This window comes from Acetobacter fallax (genome assembly GCF_011516735.1).
Classification (GTDB): Bacteria; Pseudomonadota; Alphaproteobacteria; order Acetobacterales; family Acetobacteraceae; genus Acetobacter; species Acetobacter fallax.
This window is the reverse complement of sequence record NZ_WOSX01000014.1, coordinates 1-17768: the sequence shown is the minus strand read 5'-3', so window position 1 is coordinate 17768 and position 17768 is coordinate 1. Positions and strand designations below refer to the sequence as shown.

Annotated in this window: 17 protein-coding genes, 2 tRNA genes and 1 pseudogene; 11 read left to right on the top strand and 9 right to left on the bottom strand. The window is 56.3% G+C overall.

Annotation, left to right across the window (positions count from 1 at the left end; all coding sequences use genetic code 11):
- Window positions 1-268: 268 nt before the first annotated feature.
- The 3 genes from GOB85_RS08905 to GOB85_RS08895 all read right to left on the bottom strand — a co-directional run bounded on the left by GOB85_RS08905 (window position 269) and on the right by GOB85_RS08895 (window position 3388).
- A complete protein-coding gene (locus GOB85_RS08905) occupies window positions 269-1165 on the bottom strand; it encodes a glycosyltransferase family 2 protein (protein WP_242011398.1) in 897 nt (298 codons plus the stop codon).
- Between the two features lie 9 nt (window positions 1166-1174).
- Window positions 1175-2731 (bottom strand): glycosyltransferase family 2 protein, encoded by a 1557-nt coding sequence (locus GOB85_RS08900; protein WP_173577235.1) that lies wholly within the window; start codon window positions 2729-2731, stop codon window positions 1175-1177.
- Window positions 2732-2929: 198 nt separating this feature from the next.
- The gene (locus GOB85_RS08895; protein WP_173577236.1) at window positions 2930-3388 is read right to left on the bottom strand and encodes a methylated-DNA--[protein]-cysteine S-methyltransferase; all 459 of its coding nucleotides are present in this window, start codon (window positions 3386-3388) and stop codon (window positions 2930-2932) included.
- A gap of 124 nt (window positions 3389-3512) precedes the next feature.
- Between GOB85_RS08895 and mnmE the strand changes: the two genes are divergently transcribed.
- From mnmE to GOB85_RS08865, 6 genes are all read left to right on the top strand, one after another.
- Window positions 3513-4850 carry a tRNA uridine-5-carboxymethylaminomethyl(34) synthesis GTPase MnmE gene (gene mnmE / locus GOB85_RS08890; RefSeq protein WP_277875891.1) on the top strand — a complete coding sequence of 446 codons (1338 nt, stop codon included), beginning with the start codon at window positions 3513-3515 and terminating at the stop codon, window positions 4848-4850.
- 11 nt (window positions 4851-4861) lie between these two features.
- A complete protein-coding gene (gene mnmG / locus GOB85_RS08885) occupies window positions 4862-6724 on the top strand; it encodes a tRNA uridine-5-carboxymethylaminomethyl(34) synthesis enzyme MnmG (protein WP_173577237.1) in 1863 nt (620 codons plus the stop codon).
- Window positions 6724-7317: a 16S rRNA (guanine(527)-N(7))-methyltransferase RsmG gene (gene rsmG / locus GOB85_RS08880; protein ID WP_173577238.1), complete on the top strand. Its 594-nt coding sequence runs from the start codon at window positions 6724-6726 to the stop codon at window positions 7315-7317. The genes mnmG and rsmG overlap by 1 nt, the downstream gene beginning before the upstream one ends.
- Complete coding sequence (locus tag GOB85_RS08875) at window positions 7310-8149, top strand: ParA family protein (protein ID WP_173577239.1); 840 nt, start codon at window positions 7310-7312, stop codon at window positions 8147-8149. Before rsmG ends, GOB85_RS08875 begins: the two co-directional genes overlap by 8 nt.
- Before the next feature lie 8 nt (window positions 8150-8157).
- Entirely contained in the window at window positions 8158-9048 is an 891-nt protein-coding gene (locus GOB85_RS08870) for a ParB/RepB/Spo0J family partition protein (protein ID WP_173577240.1), read from the top strand.
- 83 nt (window positions 9049-9131) lie between these two features.
- Window positions 9132-9207: transfer RNA gene (locus GOB85_RS08865), tRNA-Lys, on the top strand.
- A gap of 77 nt (window positions 9208-9284) precedes the next feature.
- Here GOB85_RS08865 and GOB85_RS08860 read toward each other — a convergent pair.
- Window positions 9285-10115: an IS5 family transposase gene (locus GOB85_RS08860; RefSeq protein WP_173577260.1), complete on the bottom strand. Its 831-nt coding sequence runs from the start codon at window positions 10113-10115 to the stop codon at window positions 9285-9287.
- A gap of 269 nt (window positions 10116-10384) precedes the next feature.
- Between GOB85_RS08860 and GOB85_RS08855 the strand changes: the two genes are divergently transcribed.
- The 3 genes from GOB85_RS08855 to GOB85_RS08845 all read left to right on the top strand — a co-directional run bounded on the left by GOB85_RS08855 (window position 10385) and on the right by GOB85_RS08845 (window position 12792).
- Window positions 10385-10774: a hypothetical protein gene (locus GOB85_RS08855; protein ID WP_173577241.1), complete on the top strand. Its 390-nt coding sequence runs from the start codon at window positions 10385-10387 to the stop codon at window positions 10772-10774.
- A gap of 504 nt (window positions 10775-11278) precedes the next feature.
- Window positions 11279-12010: an SDR family NAD(P)-dependent oxidoreductase gene (locus tag GOB85_RS08850; RefSeq protein ID WP_173577242.1), complete on the top strand. Its 732-nt coding sequence runs from the start codon at window positions 11279-11281 to the stop codon at window positions 12008-12010.
- Window positions 12011-12486: 476 nt separating this feature from the next.
- Window positions 12487-12792, top strand: a complete 306-nt coding sequence (locus GOB85_RS08845; RefSeq protein WP_173577243.1) for a hypothetical protein — start codon at window positions 12487-12489, stop codon at window positions 12790-12792.
- Window positions 12793-12894: 102 nt separating this feature from the next.
- Here GOB85_RS08845 and GOB85_RS08840 read toward each other — a convergent pair whose 3' ends face one another.
- The 4 genes from GOB85_RS08840 to hemE form a co-directional block, all read right to left on the bottom strand.
- On the bottom strand, window positions 12895-13398 hold the full coding sequence (locus GOB85_RS08840; RefSeq protein WP_173577244.1) for a Spy/CpxP family protein refolding chaperone: 504 nt from the start codon (window positions 13396-13398) through the stop codon (window positions 12895-12897).
- A gap of 161 nt (window positions 13399-13559) precedes the next feature.
- A complete protein-coding gene (hemJ, locus tag GOB85_RS08835; RefSeq protein ID WP_173577245.1) occupies window positions 13560-14009 on the bottom strand; it encodes a protoporphyrinogen oxidase HemJ in 450 nt (149 codons plus the stop codon).
- Window positions 14006-14704 carry an HAD family hydrolase gene (locus GOB85_RS08830; RefSeq protein WP_173577246.1) on the bottom strand — a complete coding sequence of 233 codons (699 nt, stop codon included), beginning with the start codon at window positions 14702-14704 and terminating at the stop codon, window positions 14006-14008. Before GOB85_RS08830 ends, hemJ begins: the two co-directional genes overlap by 4 nt.
- 1 nt (window position 14705) lies before the next feature.
- On the bottom strand, window positions 14706-15815 hold the full coding sequence (gene hemE / locus GOB85_RS08825; protein ID WP_173577247.1) for a uroporphyrinogen decarboxylase: 1110 nt from the start codon (window positions 15813-15815) through the stop codon (window positions 14706-14708).
- 366 nt (window positions 15816-16181) lie between these two features.
- Between hemE and GOB85_RS08820 the strand changes: the two genes are divergently transcribed.
- Complete coding sequence (locus GOB85_RS08820) at window positions 16182-16841, top strand: Maf family protein (protein WP_173577248.1); 660 nt, start codon at window positions 16182-16184, stop codon at window positions 16839-16841.
- 91 nt (window positions 16842-16932) lie between these two features.
- Window positions 16933-17008, top strand: a tRNA-Ala gene (locus GOB85_RS08815).
- 55 nt (window positions 17009-17063) lie between these two features.
- On the opposite strand, the pseudogene GOB85_RS08810 reads toward GOB85_RS08815, so the two are convergent.
- Window positions 17064-17632: pseudogene (locus GOB85_RS08810) on the bottom strand (IS5 family transposase); the annotation flags it as partial.
- Window positions 17633-17768: the final 136 nt, after the last annotated feature.

Below are 17768 nucleotides of genomic sequence, written 5' to 3'. Positions count from 1 at the left end.
ATTTTTTAGATTTTTGACATAAATCTGTTTGACGTCATCATTAATGTGAAAAAATTATCCGAAGCTCCGACCGCAGCAGCATTCACATTTCGACGTAGCCTGCCGCATCGAAAGACTATCGTCTTCAGAAAGATTAACAACAAAGAGCAATGCTCATGCAGACGAGTCGGCCATGCCTCACCAGCCCGAACAGAGGCCATCATTTTTCATGATGTCAGCATAGACGTCGGATCTGTAATCAGCTGCAATTCTATCCTCTGGATTTTCTTTATCGTAAAAATCGGGCTGAAACTTCAGCCTGCGCTCTGAAAGCGGCCCACGAAAAATATCCTTCAATTCGCCCCGTCAGCATCCTCAGATAATACCCGGCATAGCCAGGCATACCGCGAAGGAGACTCAGCAAAATTCCGCCAAAAGGACGAATCATAAAAATCGCTACGAGTCCCGCGGAAGCATTATTTTTACGCAGAGCGTAGCCCATTCCCCGGGCATAACTGCGAGCCCGATCACGTTTGACATCATCCGGTTTGTCCGGGTGCATCACCAGAAGATCGGAATCAAAATACCCTCTCGCCCCGCTTCGCAGCAGACGCAACCCCAGATCCTGTCCTTCAGCAGCTACAAAATCACATCCCGGCCCCATATCGATATCGAACCCTCCGACGGCCTCGTAGAGATCACGGCGGATGAACATGTTAAATTCTATCAGGCCAGTCCATATCGTTTTCTGATTTAGCCACGCACTTTTCTGCAGCCAGCGTCCCATACGCGTTCGACTGCCTTCAAAATTGATGACAGCCCCCGTGAGAAACCCCAGCTCCGGATCATCCCGGAAGTGTTCGTCAACCCGGGTAAGTGTATCAGGCCTGTACACACAATCATCATCAGGAAACGCTATGATGTCTCCGATTGCATGAGCTGCGCCAACGGCGCAGGCATACCGACATCTGCGCACATTACTCCGAATATGTCTCAAACACAGGCGCGATGAAAACTCCTCCACAACCTGATCATAGAGGTCGCTTCCGCTCTGATCGACAATGATGACTTCAAGATCAGTAAAGGGCTGACCGATCAGCCCTTCCAGAAACATTTTCAGACTGTCAGGTCTGTTCAGTGTCGGTACGACAAGAGAAAAGCGCATAGCAGAGGATAAAACGTTCATTTCCTTAATTTAGATAGAACGGATGCGTTCCGGATCAAGACGTCCGGAAAAGAGATCCCGCCAGGCTTTCCAGTTACCGCTCCTTCGTCCACGACGATCAATCCACGATTCCGGGCGAAAACTACGGACAATATTGATAAGCGTGTGCCGTCCGGCACTTTTAAGGGCATGATCCCACGGATACGTCCCTTTACGCGCCATATAGATGGGATTGGCAATCTGAGAATATCCCAGTCTTACACCAGATGTTTTTCCACTTTTGCTTCCCAGATGCACGCCGGTCGCCGCATCTGCACGCACAATACGACCATACGGCAAAAATCTCCGCGAGAAATCAATATCCTCATACCAAGCATATAGCGGCAGTCTTTCATCAAAACGCAGACCGGCTCGCCTGATCGCGTCGAGTCGAAAAGCCATATTGCAGCCATATGTATTGAACACGTCAGTTATACCTGAATCGGGATCAGGCACCGCACGAGCCAACTGATCCGCAGCATATTCGACCGGATACCCTGGCCCCTGCGCGCCATCCGCCAGTACATTTCCTGTGATGCCAAGAACACGCGCATCCTTGCTAAACACATCGATAATCGTCTTGATATAGTCCAGTTGAGGGAAAAAATCGTCATCAAGAAACAGAACTATGTCAGCGTCTTCCGAATGATCCAGAATAACATTCCGCTGCGCCGGCAAACCACGGCTTCCCTGCAACAGAACAAGCTGCGTACCGGGAACCAGATCGTCGGAAATTCCATTGATATCGTCCGGATTCCGATAACAAACAACAATCTCGGATGGACGAACCGTCTGGCGGCCAATATCTGCAAGCAAAGCCTTCAGGATTGGAGCACGACCGGAGGTCGCAATCCCGATAATAACCCTGGGATTATCGGGGAGTGCTGGCATCGTATTTTGCAGACCGAGCAGATCATGTGTCAGTCTGACATGCTGCTTCGCAGAAGCAACCGAATTAAGGCAATCACGCATACGCTGCTGTCCGTGCTCCGTTCTCACACGCGCCGGACCCATCTCATCCGCACGAATTCCAGGCCGGATCTGCTCAATACGCAGGCCCGGAAACAGTTCAGAGCCAGCCGCCATATTCCGCGCAGAATGAACCGTCAGAACATCCAGTCGCTTCAAAAGAAATCCGAACAGAATCCGTCTCGGCAAGGGCTGCCTTTTCCACCGGTCTATCAGCCAGACAGCCTGACCTATAACCTTCGGCGGATGCCGCGGATGCAACAACCTGAGCAACAACAGCACTGCCAGCCCCTGAGATTCAGTCTGCGTCCAGACGACATCCGCGTTCAGGATACCTGCACGATTTCTCCATGCATGAACGAAATCAAATCCCAGGACAGAGCAAACACTATGACGGAGCAATTTCTGAAATGGATTTTCAGGCTGGTCTTCCGAGCAGGTAATCGTCACCGCATCCGATGCCGCCCGGTGACATCCGTACACCTGTTCCTCATCCATCCCGAGGATCACGTCGTCCTGCCAGCGTTTCTGCGAGGTTGCCCCTCCCAAACCGTAAGCTAACTGCACAAATACTTTCATCAACACGTGCCTGGGAAATCCTGGTTACCTGTTTCCGTAGCCTCAGAGCTTTACCATGGGAATACCACAAAAAAGCATAGCTTTTATGACCTTTTATTTAGCCGGCAAAAGAAAAAATATGAAACTTCCACCGGAAGACAGAGCAGACCCTTCAAACCGGCATTTAACGGCAACAAACGCCCAGTTCTGAAGACCGCTTTAAGTCCCGGTTACAGGTCGAGCCCCTTCAAACTCCAGAAGCCACAATTTATCATCAACTCCGCCATCACCGGAATATCCACCCAGGGAATGAGCACCCACAACCCTGTGGCAGGGAATAAGGATCGGTATCGGATTACGCCCGACAGCCTGCCCCACAGAACGGGCCGAACCCCCGATCTCCGTAGCGAGTTCTCCATATGTCCGAACCTGCCCGACGGGGATTTTCATCAGAGCGGCCCATACTTTTTTCTGATAAAGCGTCCCTTCAGGCGCCAGCGGAAGCAGGAACTGCCCTTCCGGCTGATCGAACCATGCATCCAGCCATTCCCGCGCAGATGTCAACAGCACAGTTTCAGTCTGGTCACGCCCCCAGCCCCAGTCAAGCGCGATGATGGCGCCGTCTTCCTCCGACAGCGTTAACGGCCCGAGAGGAGAATGAAGGGAAAGCTGAGGCATTATTCCGACCTTGCAAGACGCACAGAGAGCCACGACGTGGTAACATCTTTCAGCCTGCAAGGCAGGCCCGTCAACCAGTTCATCACCACAGGCCGAACAGCCCGCGCCCAACGGAACCGTCCCCTTGTCCACACACCCGACAGAGACTCATCAACAGGGTCTCCCACCCGTTTTTGCCCTCGCGACAGGAAGTGGTCGCGCCGCCGTCGCACTCATGCGTGTCAGCGGAAACGGCTGCGCGGACATTCTCACCAGACTGGCAGGCAAACTTCCACCACCACGGCGCGCTGCACTCCGCCGTCTCTGGCGAGATGCCTCAACCAGCACGGACCATCTCGACGATGCACTGGTGCTCTGGTTCCCTGCACCGCGCAGCTATACCGGGGAAGACAGCTTTGAACTCCACCTTCATGCCGGACCGGCCGTTATCACAGCCGTCGCGGATGCCCTGATCGACGCCGGAGCACGCCCCGCCGAGCCGGGCGAATTCACCCGCCGCGCCTTCATGCACGGGCGCATTGATCTGACCGAGGCCGAGGGCATCGCAGATCTTATCGCGTCAGAAACGGAAGCCCAGCGTCGCCAGGCACTCGCCCAGCTTGATGGCGGCCTCAGCACTCTCTATCGGGGATGGGCTGATCGTCTCAGGATCGTCCTCGCGCAACAGGAAGCCCTGATCGATTTTCCGGATGAAGATCTCCCCCTCCACGTCGAAGCAGGTCTCCTCGCCGAAATCACGTCTCTCCGAAACGAAATCACCGCCCATATCACCGATGGAAATCGTGGCGAGCGCATCCGTCGTGGCCTCGCTTTCGCGATCATCGGGCCGCCCAACGCCGGCAAATCCAGCCTTCTGAACTGGCTGGCCGAACGGGACGCCGCCATTGTCTCCCCCATTGCCGGGACAACACGGGACGCCATCGAAATCGCCATTGTCCTCGCGGACGCAAAAGTGACCCTCGTCGACACAGCCGGTCTCCGCGAGACATCCGACCCGATCGAAGCCGAAGGTGTCCGACGCGCGATGTTTCACGTGGAACATTCGGACTGCGTCATCCAGATGTTCCCGTCCGATGAATTACCAGACACCCTGCTCCCTGACAGCATTGCCGTGTGTAATAAGATTGATATTATCCCCGCACCTGACTTAATCAATGACACACCGGTGCTCGGCATCAGCCTCAGAACGGGCGACGGACTCGCGCGACTTCACGCCGCTCTTGAGGAAAAAGCCCGAATCCTTACAGCCGGAAATGGCGCACCACCGCTCACCCGGGCCCGTCATCGCGCCGCCGCTGAAGCGGCACTGGCAAACCTGGATGAAGCTTTACGGGTTGACTGGCCGGAGATGCGCGGCGAGGAACTCCGGCTCGCCATGCGGTCACTGGGCAGGCTCACTGGCGAAGTGGGGGTTGAAGACATACTGGATACGGTCTTCGGACAATTTTGTATCGGCAAGTAAGGAAAACGATCATGAAGACGCGGTTCGACGTCATCGTCGCCGGAGGAGGCCACGCCGGTTGCGAAGCCGCCGCAGCAGCAGCCCGCTGCGGAGCAAAGACTTTGCTGCTGACCCAGCGCCGCGACACGATCGGAGCCATGTCCTGCAACCCGGCCATCGGTGGCATCGGCAAAGGTCATCTCGTCCGCGAGATCGACGCCCTTGACGGACTCATGGGTCGGGCCGCCGATGCCGCCGGAATCCATTTTAAGCTCCTCAACCGTTCCAAGGGTCCGGCTGTCCACGGCCCCCGCGCTCAGGCTGATCGTGGCCTTTATCGGCAGGCCATACATGATCTGCTGGCGGGAACTGAAAACCTTACTATCGGGGAAGGCACAGCAGGCGATCTCATCCTTGCACCGGACGGCTCAATCGCTGGCCTTTCATGCGAAGACGGGTCGATATTTCACGCCCCATCTGTCGTCATTGCCGCCGGCACTTTCCTTCGCGGCATTATCCATTTCGGACATGAAACAGAACCAGCGGGCCGCCTCGGTGATCGTCCGGCCAATGCTCTCGGACAACGTCTCGAAGCGCTCGGTCTCCCGATGGGGCGCCTCAAGACCGGTACACCCGCGCGTCTTGCTCGCGACAGCATCGACTGGGACTCACTCCCCGAAGACAAAGGCGACGCTGATCCTGAACCATTTTCCCGCCTCACCGAAAGCATCACCAATCCGCAGATTTCCTGCAGGATTACAGCCACAAATGAGAGAACTCACGAAATCATCCGTGAATATCTTCATCTTTCCGCAGTCTATGGAGGCGCCATCGCCGGTCGTGGACCCCGTTACTGCCCGTCAATTGAAGATAAAGTCGTCCGCTTCGCAGATCGCACAACTCATCAGATATTCCTTGAGCCGGAAGCGCTTCAGGACAACCCCGGTGGTGATCTCGTCTATCCGAACGGCATTTCCACCAGCTTGCCTCCCTTCGTGCAGGAAGCAATGATTCACACCATTGCCGGCCTGGAAAATGCCCGGATCGTCCGTCCCGGTTACGCGGTTGAATACGATTACATCGACCCGCGTGCCCTCGCGAACACGCTGGAACTCCATGCCATCCCCGGGCTCTATCTCGCAGGTCAGATCAACGGCACAACCGGTTATGAAGAGGCCGCTGCCCAGGGCCTGCTCGCCGGTATCAATGCCGCCCGTCGCGCTGGCGGAAGCTCCCCCGTCACCATTGACCGGAGCGAAGCCTATATCGGCGTCATGATCGATGATCTCGTCACTCAGGGCGTATCTGAACCCTATCGCATGTTCACATCGCGTGCCGAATACCGTCTCAGCCTCCGCGCCGACAACGCCGATCTTCGCCTTACCCCGCCGGGGATTGCCTGGGGTTGCGTCGGAGCTGGTCGCGCAACTCTCTTCACACAGATGGAAATCACATTGCAGGCTGCGACAGATCGGGCCCGATCCGATTCCTGGCTTTCCGGCGCTCTGATGGAAGCTGGCATAACCGTCTCCCAGGACGGACGCAGACGAACCCTGTTCGATATTCTTGCCTCAGGCGCCGACCCTGCAATCGCAGGCCGTCTTGCCCCGTGGTTTACCGAACTCCCTCCCCGTATCCGCGCGCATCTCGAAACGGAAGCACGCTATAGCGGCTACCTCACAAGGCAGGCGCGTGAAATCAAACAGCTCAATACGGAATCCGCCATCACGGTCCCCGCCGGTTTTGACTTCTCCGACATCGGCGGCCTCAGCAATGAAATGCGCGAGCGCCTCGAACGCGCCAGACCCGCCAGCTTCGCCGCCGCACAGCGTATTCCCGGCATGACGCCATCCGCGCTCATGGCCCTGCTGGCTCATCTGAAACAGGCCGCCTAATGCCTGACCACACCAGCCTGCCCGATGTTTCACGTGAAACCCTGGAACGCCTGACCTGCTTCGCCGATCTGCTGACGCGCTGGACAGCCCGAATCAATCTCATCTCGTCAGGTGACGTTCCCCATCTCTGGGACCGTCACATCAGGGATTGCCTGCAACTGGTTCCTCTGGTGCAACGGGGCACACGAATCACCGATCTGGGCTCAGGTGGTGGCTTTCCAGGCATCATCCTTGCTATCGCTGCCGACGCGGAAGTCACCCTTGTGGAATCAGACCGTCGTAAAGCCGCTTTTCTCCGTGAAGCCAGCCGCGCTACCGGTTGCCGCACCCATATCGTAGATCAGAGGATTGAAAATATCGATATCCCGCCAGCACCTGTCGTAACCGCTCGTGCGCTTGCCAGCCTGTCACAACTCCTGAGCTGGACGGAGAAATTTCTCACTCCGGACGGCTATGCTCTCTTTCTGAAAGGACAGCATGCCCCGGACGAGTTGACCGACGCCGCCCGCGACTGGCACATGACAGTTAACCAAATTCCAGGCCGCACCGCAGGCGGCGTGATCCTGAAAATAAGTGATATCAGGCGTGTCTGAATCCTCGAATACCCGCAAGACAAAATCCGGCTCCCGCCCCGCGCAGGAGCAAAAAAACGCCGTCATCCTCGCCATAGCCAACCAGAAAGGTGGCGTCGGCAAAACCACGACTGCCATCAATCTTGCAGCAGCTCTGGCCCAGGACGGCGCGCGTGTCGTGCTTATCGACCTCGATCCGCAGGGCAATGCCTCCACCGGGCTTGGTGTCGATTATAATTCAAGAAAGCTCGGATCCTATGCCCTGCTAATGGGCGAACGCGACGCGCCATCACTCGTGCAGCCCTCCAGTATCGACAACCTCCAGGTAATTTCCGCCGGGACTGAACTCGTCGGTGCGGAAATTGAACTCATCAGCGTGGATGATCGCGAACAGAGGCTCAAAGCAGCGCTCGAACCGCTCCTTGAGCACAACGATTACATCCTGATCGATTGCCCACCCAGCCTGGGGTTACTCACCCTGAACGCACTCGTTGCCGCCAGCGGCGTGATCGCACCACTTCAGTGCGAGTTCTTCGCCCTGGAAGGCATCAGCCATCTGACCCGCACTGTCGAACATGTCCGGCGGCAGTTCAATCCGGCCCTGCAGACCACCAGTATCGTGCTGACCATGTATGATCGCCGGAACAATCTCTCAGAACTCGTTGCCGCCGACGCCCGCAGCTTCTTCGGTGATGCCGTGATGGAAACGGTCATCCCCCGTAATATCCGTATTTCCGAAGCCCAGAGCCACGGCACGCCGGTAATGTCCTACGACCCGCGATCAAGTGGCGCCGTATCCTATCTTGCACTCGCCAGCGAACTAAAATCCCGCCTGACCCGACAGAAAAGCTGAGGCCCCGCGTGAGCACGAACAAGACACCTTCCCGTCCACGCCTTGGTCGTGGCCTCGCTGCTCTTCTCGGCGATCAGCCACCCGCTGCTGCTGCAGGCCCCCAGCCACAGGCAAAAGGCGGTATCAGTTCCCTCCCGATCGAGTCTCTCGAACCCAGCCCCTTTCAGCCGCGTCAGGTGATGGAACCACAGGCACTGGCCGAACTTGCTGAGTCGATCCGTTCCCGTGGCGTGCTGCAACCTCTGCTTGCACGGCCGCATCCGGAAAAGCCGGGTACATATCAGATCATTGGCGGCGAACGGCGCTGGCGTGCCTCACAGCAGGCAGGCCTGCATGAAATCCCAGTTCTTGTCCGCGATCTCAATGACTCCGACGCCATGGCCGCCGCCCTCGTCGAAAATCTCCAGCGCGCTGACCTCAACCCAATGGAAGAAGCAGAAGGTTTCAGCCGTCTTATCGAGGATTACCGGCTGACCCAGGAAGAACTCGCCCAGGCCATTGGCAAGTCCCGCCCGCACATCACCAACACGCTGCGTCTGCTGCGTCTGCCACCTGCTCTGCGGCAGGATGTCACACAGGGTAAACTCTCCGCAGGCCACGCCCGCGCCCTTCTGGGCCATCCCGATCCGGTTGCCGCCGCTCGTGACGTCATCGCCAGAGATCTATCCGTGCGTCAGACAGAAGCACTCGTGCAGAAAGCTAACAAGGCTCCCGCCACCGATCCCGCAAAACCGGTCCGTGAACGCCGCGATCCTGAGATCTCCATGCTGGAACGTGATCTTTCCGCAAAGCTCGGCCTTCAGGTTCAGGTCCAGTTCGATGGTAAAGGCGGCTCGATCCGCTTCTCCTACCGCACACTGGATCAGCTGGATTCCCTGCTCGCCCTTCTGAACAGATAAATCTGGTGGCAACGCTTGCACTCAGGCAACACCACTGATAAAAACCCGCCAGTCGCCGCGAAAACCGGTGTCGTGAAAATCCTGGGCGCATAGCTCAGTTGGTAGAGCAGCTGACTCTTAATCAGCGGGTCCAAGGTTCGAGCCCTTGTGCGCCCACCAGGATTTCATCTCTTTATAAATCGGTAAATGTTTCACACGAACGCTCTTTATTTATTGCGGTCGCCTGAGAGCCTGAATCAGAAAGCGGTTTGATTGATTTTCCGCAGAACTCTGCGGATATGGGCGATCATCAACCACGCGTGGGATGACGAGATTGTTGCCTCGACATCCTTCGTGAGGCGGCGGCAGCGTCCGAGCCATGCAAAGCTGCGCTCCACGATCCAGCGTTTGGGCAGGACGACGAAGCCTTCGGCCCGATCGCTACGTTTGACGATCTCGATCGTCCATCGGCCGAGTTCAGCCAGCGCACCATGCAACTTTTCGCCAGCATACCCGCCGTCACCGATCAGATGGCGAAGCCAGGGAAACAATGAGCGTATCCTGACCGCTACCAGCGGCGCACCATCACGATCCTGAATGTCGGCGGAATGTACGACAACCGCCACGACATGACCCAGCGTGTCGGTCGCGATATGTCGCTTGCGTCCCCTGATTTTCTTGCCCGCGTCATAACCGCGTGGGCCGCCATTTTCAGCGGTTTTAACCGACTGGCTGTCGATAATGCCCACTGAAGGCGTGGCGTCTCGCCCGTCCTGCTCACGCGACAGGATCACGAGAATATGGTTCATGGCTTCCCATCTTCCCTCGCGGATCCAGCGGTAGAAATAGCCCTGTACGGTCGTGAAGGCCGGAAAGTGCCGGGGCAACTGCCGCCATTGGCAGCCGGTCGTGACGATATAGAGGATCGCCTCCATGACCCGGCGCAAATCCGTACGTCGTGGTCTGCCCAGCCGTTTCTTCTCGGGCATCAGCGGCGCAATCAGCGCCCACTCCGCATCGCGCAGGTCGCTTGCATATTCCAGGTCGTCCCGGCGATACTGCGCTCGGGTGATTTCAGTCCAGGCCATCTTGATCTCATCAGGTTCTCGCAAACCCATGAATCATAACCTGCTGAAATCACTCAACTCATTTTCGGTCAGACACTGAAACTAAACATGCGGGTTCTACCTGCGATAACCGACAAAAACTATCAGCCATTCTGTTTCAGAAAACCGGAATGCAGGTGATCCCTGATCTCCTTCAGGCAGGGGAAAGTCCGGTCTTTCTCCCTTGCGAACCCATGAGAAGCAGGGCGTTATGCCGCACAGACCAGGTTTCAGTTTGACAGGATACGACCATGGACGTGCAGACAATCGACCAGACCTACAATCAGCTTCAGACGCAGGCACAGCAGTCAGCACAGGCTCTGCAAACACTTGGCAACAAACTCCAGGCAGCAGCCAGCAGCGGGGACATGCAGGCCCGTGAGTGGCTGCTTGATCTTCGTGAACTCGCTCTCTCATTCCAGGCCGAACAGCAGCAGGTCACAACCCTGCTTCAGACACTTCACACAACCTGCATGCAACAGATCGCACCCGCCGCGCCGGAGACGCAGGCGCAGCCTGCTCCGACACCACAGCAATCGGACGGGTTCTTCAGCGATCTTCTCAGATCCAGCTTCGGTCAGGCCATCGCAAGTGGTGCAGGTTTCGGAATCGGCGATGATCTGGTGAAGAAAATTTTCTGATCTGCATTCAGGCGGTCAATTTCTCTCCGCCTGTCGCCTTTTTCATGAACTGGCAGGCTCCCCGACCGAAGGCCTCTGTGCCCCAGTTTGTTAATCAACAGGCTGGTTTCCAAAGGTTCTTTTAGCATTGAGTGCTGGCTTCCTCCCAGGGCCTTGCCCTGGAACCCACCAAAGGTCGCAGACCTTTGGAAACCATTTTATTATAATCAAACTGGGGTGCAGGGGCCTGCGGTCCCTGCCGGGTTCGGGCAGAGCCCGGTCTTTCGCCAGCTCATTGAAAAATCACAGATCAAAACGCAACGCTAACAGAGCCTTTACCGGGGCTCCATGGTTGAACCCTGTTAAGCCCCACATCGGCCAAAGGCCGGACGCTCTGGTATACGATTACAAAAACCTGAGCTCTGAAAATAATATATTCGCAAATTTTTGCGAACTCCGATGCAAGGGGCGCTATTTTCCATTCACTGTCTGATACATATTTCAAACCCGAAAAGGAGCACATTCATGACTACACCTGTTGCAATCATCACTGGCGGAAGCCGCGGCATAGGCGCCGCCATCGCAAAACGACTGGCAAAAGATGGCTTTGATATCGCGATCACATATGCCCGTAACGCCGAAGCCGCCAGGCATGTCACCTCCGCAATTGATGCCCTCGGACGCAAAGCACTGGCCATTCAGTCCGACAGCGGCAATGTCACAGACAATGCTGATCTGGTTAAGAAAGTTGTCGATGCTTTCGGCAGACTTGATGTGCTCGTCTGCAATGCCGGCGCCTACCCTTATGGCGGCCCGGACACAATAACGATAGAAGACATCTCCCGCACACTCGATCTCAACATGCGTGGCGTCATGGTCGAATCCGTCTGCGCCGCACGGGCCATGCAGAAGGGTGGTCGGATCATTCTGATCGGTTCAGCCTTCGGCGAGCGGGTTCCGCTGCCTGGAATTTCGATTTACAGCGCCACCAAGGCCGGTCTGGTAGGATTTGCAAAAGGCCTGTCCCGCGATCTCGGACCAAAAGGCATCACTGTCAATGTCGTCCAGCCCGGCCCCATCGACACGGAAATGAACCCGGCGGACGGACCGGCTGGCGACGCTCTGCGTGCGGTTCTTGCTATTCCAAAATATGGTGAGGCTGCGGATGTCGCCGATCTTGTCAGTTTCCTCGCCAGCGACAGCACGTCCTACATCACCGGCACAGCGCTCAGCGTCGACGGCGGTCTGACGGCATAATTTCCCTTCCGAAGCACGGGGACAGCATCGTGTCCCCGGCAAAGGGTCACATATCTGGCCAGGCTCGTAAAAACCGTCAAAAGTCAAAGACCTTTGGAAATCGAATTGTGAATACGGAATATCCAGGCACAGCCCGAACCCGGCAAGGACCGCAGGCCCCTTCATCCCGATCGGTTGACTAACAAAGCAGATTCCAAAGGTCTGCGACCTTTGGCGGGGTACGGAGCGGAGCCCCGGGACTTGCTCAGCCTCAACACTGGTCGGTATTACAAGGGCGAGCCTTTGCCGGAATCCAGGACAAAAGCCCCGTCAATCTCATACAAATCAAAAACCAGACTGGCGTTAACTCTGCAAAAAATCACACTTCAACAATGCTCTGAAAAGAAAAACTTCTGGCAGAGACGGATAGGCTTCACGCCAGTTCCATCCCTTTTGAAGAAGCGTAACGCAACGCTTTGCGGAGACTCTGCCCGCTTATGAATACTGCCAGCATCCTCGACACAATTTTCAGGCTTATTCCACCATCATATCTGGCAACCGCGACATCCATCGTTTCTTTTATTATCGCAGGATGCGCCCTGGCCATGCGCTTCTGGAAGCCACCCGCGAAAGAGTCCCGCTGGGCCACTGTCTATCGCGTTGTCAGTGCGCTCGCACAGGCGCGTGGATGGAACGCAAGCGCTTACCAGCCTGACCGCAAAGCGGTCATGATTCCAGTCTCTGCCAATCGCTCAGAAATTGCCGAAAATCTTGGACTCGACGTAGACGAAACCCGCCCATAAACGAAAATTTCGATATCACCTGAACTCTGTTCCAAACCCGGACAAAAGGCAGGGGCATATACTACCCCTGCCTTCTTCAGACAGAACCGTATCCGCAGCTCTTCAGTCCTCATCTTTCGGGTGCATGAGCGCATGCAACTGATCCATCAGCGCAGAGATCTTATCATGACGGTCTTTCGCCTGCGTCAGTTGCTCTGTCGTCAGAATATCGTGGATTTTCACCGCCATGGCCAGCCGGTCAGCATCCTTTTTCGCGGCCAGCGCCGTTTCCTGCTGCGTCAGACTCTGCAACTGCGTCGTGTCAATTTTCCCCGGCGTCAGGAGAAGATTTTCCACCTGATCATGAAGGGCCCGCTCCTGCTGGTGCAGATCCTTTGTGCTGTCATGGCTTTGTTTGAAAATCTGATGCACCGCGTCTTTCTGTTTTTTCGTCAGATCAATCCCCTCAAGCAGGGGCATGCCTCTACCAGGCCCACCTGGCCCGAAATCACCCGGACCATGACCTGGAAACGGCGGATGAGCCCACGCTCCGGGTGGATCAAAAACAACAGCACCAAATGCAAGCGCTGCCACGGGTACCATCGCCATCAAGCTGCGTTTCATCATCTATCCTGTTCAGCAGGCAACCAGGCCTCTCCCGGTCGCACTCTCTGATCACAGTGAAAACTAAAAAGCGTGACGAAAAAATCGCAAGATTGCTACGAAATGTAAGATTAGTTACCGGGATCCGATCGGATATAATCCGTTTTTCAAGTTTAATGCTGATCTCAGAACGGTTTTACTACAACCATGATGACAATAATGATCATCAGAATCGTCGGAACCTCATTCGCCATCCGGTAAAATCGCTCCGTGTGATGATTGGCATCCCGCGCGAAATCAGACCGCCAGCGGGCACAGCCTCCGTGAAAAGCGAACAGACACGCAACAGCCAGCAGCTTGACGTGCCACCACCCGGCAGACCAGTCGATGACGCCCGGAGTCAGCACAAGCAGCACACCGAAAAGCAATGTCGCCAGCATCGCCGGTGTCATAATCGCCCGGAGCAACCTTTGCTCCATAATCTTAAATCGCTCGCTTTCGGCGCTGCCTGAAGCGACCTGACAATGATAAACGAACAGACGGGGCAGATAGAATGTCGCCGCCATCCACGCGATCAGCGAGATAATGTGAAACGCCTTCAGCCAGGGATACCATGGCTGCAGCACCGCAATCATGACCGCCGCTGATCCTGCACCGCGAGCACGTTCGCAAGAAGAACCGGAAACTCGGAAAGCTTTTCAATCCGGACCAGGCCAGGCCAGGCCGGTGCCGGCTCACTCCGTGGGCGGAGCAGAACACATGCCATCCCTGCCACAATCGCTGCCCGTGCTCCGGTATCACTGTCTTCCAGCACAACACAGTTTTCAGGCTTTAGGCCTTCCTCGGCCGCAGCTTGGAGATAAACATCCGGCGCGGGCTTAGGCGCATTCATATCGACCGCAGAATGGATCCTGCCGGCCAGCCGGTCCTGAAGACCGGTAGCGCCAAATTTCGTATCCATCTCCGCGACAGATGAATTCGAACCGACACGAACCGGCAGCCCAAGAGCCTCCACCGCATCAAGCATGTCATGCGTGCCGTCGATCACCTCAACTCTTTGCGCGAAAGCCGCGATGAACCGCTCTTTCATCACCTGAGCCCAGTCATCAGACAGGGATTTACCACTTGCCTGTTCGATCTCACGCCTGAGTTCGGGCAACGCCTTGCCCCCAAAACGTTCCACAGCATCGTCATCGGAAACAGTCAGCCCTGCTTCCCGTGCGACTTCAGCCACAATGCGGCAACTTGTGCCCTCACTGTCAATCAGAACGCCGTCACAATCAAAAATGACAAGACGCAGAGAACCATCCGGGGACAATGCTGATGTCATCTCAGTTCACCTTTCTGATTGCCGCGATCAGTTCCCCGACATGCTCCGGAGGAGTGGTCGGCAAAACACCATGCCCCAGATTGAAAACATGCGGGCGTCCACGTCCGGCTTCACGAATAGCCAGCGCCTCTTTCAGCATTGCCTGACCACCAGCCAGAACCGAAACCGGGTCAAGATTGCCCTGCAACACCAGATCCGGGCTGACCTGTCCCGCAACCGCCGCAAGATCGGCACTCGTATCAAGCGCCATCGTATCCACACCAGTCTCACGCGCATATTCAGCCGCCATGCCGCCAGCCAGACGCGGAAAGCCAATGACCGGAACGCCTGGATGACGTCGCTTCAGTTCACTGACAATCTGTCGTGTGGCCCCGATCACATGCCTCCGGAATTCGAGCGGCGGCAACAGCCCGGCCCAGGAATCGAACAGCATCACAGCCTGAGCGCCTGCCTCGATCTGAGCGGACAGCATGTCCGTCGTCGTCTCCGTGAGAAGAGCAATCAGCTGGTCGAACAGCCCGGGCTCCTGATACGCCATCAGCCGTGTCTGCGCGAACTCTCTGGAGCCTCCGCCATCAACCATGTAGCAGGCCACTGTGAACGGCGCTCCGGCAAAACCAATCAGAGTCACCGTATCCGCCGCCGCGACCCCCACAGGCTCCCTGAGCGCCTTACGGAGCCGGGACAGCGTCTCCATCACCGGCGCTGTCACCTCCGGCACCCGTTTCGGATCAAGCCGGTTCAGATCAGCCTCACTACGGATTGCTCCCAGAACAGGTCCCCGGTTTTCAACAAACTCCAGAGACTGCCCCATCGCCCAGGGCAGCACGAGAATATCCGAAAACAGAATGGCCCCATCCATGGCAAAGCGCCGGACCGGCTGAAGCGTGATTTCCGTTGCAATGTCGGGCGTCATGCACCGTGTCAGAAAATCAGCCTTTTCCCGAAGAGCACGGAACTCAGGCAAAAAACGACCAGCCTGCCGCATCAGCCACACCGGAGGTGGCCACATCGTTTCCCCTTTCAGGGTGCGCAGGAGCCGTCTGTGTTCATCAGTCCCGTATGTCGCCGTCACTATCCGCCCACCAGCTTTCTCGATCAGTGCTCCCATCTCTAAACAAGAAAAGAGAATAAAGAAATGTTGAGTTGGTTATAGGGCCTGTGGATGACGGGGTACCCGCTATTCCGAAAATGTACCCCATGTTTCCCCAGATGTGTACAGATTGGAGGCCTTTGAAAAAGCGCCATTTTTCCGACTTATCCAGAAATTCCGCTCAGGCTCCTGTGTACAACTCACCGCGTTTGCAGTTGTGCTGTTTGTCCACGGTACTCGGTACTCCGCATCCTGCACTCCCGTACTATCCCCATGTACCCCATCGCCGCACAAAGTACCCGACATAGTACTCACTGAAGTACTAACGTCTCCCAAAACCGGATGTGTTTCCGATTCGGCGTATTTTTAAAAGGAAAACCTGCAATGACCGAATCGAGTTTCGGACGAAATGAAGTACTGAGGCTTTCAGGTCACTTCATTAGTACACGTCTCGTGCTCGCCAGCAGCTCCGCTGCACGCCGTTCCCTTCTGGAGGCCAGCGGTCTTCCGTTTGAGGTTCACACCGCAGATGTCGATGAAAACGTTCTCAAACAGGCAGGCCAGGCAGCCGGAGATTCCCCCGCAACCGTCGCCATCCGTCTCGCCAGCGCCAAAGCGCTCGCCGTTTCCGAAATGCTTGCTGATCCGCATGCCATGACCATTGGCGCGGACCAGATGCTCAGCTGTGATGGCACCTGGTTCGACAAACCAGTTTCTTCTGCCCAGGCGCGCGAGCAACTCGGACAACTCCGCAACAGGACCCATCACCTGTATTCCGCCGTCGTGCTGTGCCAGGGCAGTACCATCCTCTGGCACCACGTCTCCACACCGGCCCTGACCATGCGCGCTTTTTCCGATGCCTTCCTCGATACTTATTTTGCCCTCGACGGGGGCGCCTGTCTCTCCTGTGTCGGAGCCTATCGTCTGGAAGGCCCAGGTATTCATCTTTTCGACCGCATCGAAGGTGAACAAAGCGCCATTCTGGGGCTTCCTCTCCTTCCTCTGCTCCGCGCATTGCGAGATCATGGAATCCTCGCCGGATAAAACCATTTCCGAATTCAGGGCTTGTCAGAGACAATTTCCCCCGCTATATCGCCCGCACTCCGATACGTGTCTGACGACGCGGTTCGCGAGCGGGGCCATAGCTCAGTTGGGAGAGCGCCTGAATGGCATTCAGGAGGTCGTGAGTTCGATTCTCATTGGCTCCACCAGTTCCCCGGAAAATATCAAAATAAAACAAGAGATTATGGTTGAGCCCTCAATGGCTACTCCCCTTAAAAACGGCGCTACTCTGAACCGGTCGGCATCATAACCCCTGTCACCGGGAAGCCATTGTGCTTTGTTGGGAAGGCTGTCCGGCAGGGCTGCGGCGCCGGTGTAATCGCTGATCTGGCTTGCGGTCATGAAGAAATTAAGGGGACGACCGTTCGCATCGGTCACAACCATGCAGTTTCGTGTTCATCCCGCCTTTGGTCCGTCCAGTCAGTCGCCCTGGATCCTCTTTTTATCCGCAGGCTCGTCGAGGCCGTGCGGTGCGCCTTCAAACAGGTCGCATCAATCATGACGGTCCGGGGTTCTGCCTTCCTGGACGACAAGCCCTCCATCATCCTGGCGAAGACCCCCATGGTTCCCCAACGTTTCCAGCGGTTACAGAGCGTCTTGTGAGGACCATACTCTCGCGGAGCATCCTGCCAACGCAGGCCGTTCCGATTGACGAAGACGATGCCACTCAACACACGGCGGTCATCCACCCGAGACCTGCTGTGGCTCTTCGGAAAAAAGGGCGCAAGTGCGCCATCAGAACCGCCGCCAACCGGGTAAGAATGTTTCGGCAGACCGGCAGTCTGGCGCCTTAGCAGTCTGTCGGGTTGGGCATTTTGCGGCTGATAACGCCGAGGCTGACCCGGCTTATGCTGTTTGAAGCCGTGCCATTCTTTTGCAGTTGTATGCGAGAGCGACGAGTGTCCATTC